At 46.1% G+C, this 786-nt stretch carries 1 protein-coding gene; it reads right to left on the bottom strand.

The genetic code is table 11. From position 1 onward, the window contains the following. Positions 1 to 31: 31 nt before the first annotated feature. The coding region (locus R7O13_RS26130; protein WP_318305108.1) for an ATP-binding cassette domain-containing protein at positions 32 to 786 on the bottom strand (755 nt) is incomplete at its 5' end.

Genomic DNA, 786 nt, shown 5'->3' with positions numbered 1-786 from the left:
TTTTCAAACCAGATTTTTTCAACCACAGTAACTATTCGCCAAACTGGATGCGATGAAGTTGAGCGTAAGCGCCATTCTTAGCAATCAAGTCTGCGTGATTACCTCGTTCAATAATGGCACCGTCGTCTACGACTAGAATCTCATCGGCTTTTTCGATCGTTGACAAGCGGTGAGCAATCACCAACACGGTTTTATCTTTCTGCAGCTCATCTAATGCAGCTTGGATGGCACGCTCAGATTCCGTATCCAGTGCAGAGGTTGCTTCGTCAAGAATCAATACAGGCGCATCACGCAGCAACGCACGAGCGATAGCTACACGTTGGCGCTGACCACCAGATAAGCTCGCACCGTTTTCGCCGATCATGGTATCTAAACCATTTTCCATCTTATTGATGAATTCCATTGCGTGAGCCAGCTTCGCTGCACGCTCTATATCATTGCGTTGGTACTTATCTTCCGTCGCGTAGGCAATGTTGTTCGCTATGGTGTCATTGAAAAGATGTACGTTTTGCGAAACCAAAGCAAACTGCTCACGCAAGTTCTTCAATTCATAGTCACGAATATCACGGCCATCTAATGTAATCGAGCCACTGTCCACGTCATAAAAACGGTTAAACAAGTTCGCAATGGTACTTTTACCTGAACCTGAACGCCCCACTAGAGCGACCGTTTTACCTCGTGGAATATCAAAACTGACATGCTCTAGAGCCGGCTTTTCTGAACCTACATACGTGAAGCTGACATCTTTCACAGATACATTGCTCTTCGCGCGCTCAACCGTGTATT

Source organism: Vibrio sp. Y176, assembly GCF_033438945.1.
The sequence above is the reverse complement of the archived record's forward strand: the minus strand, read 5'-3'. Positions and strand labels throughout refer to the sequence as shown.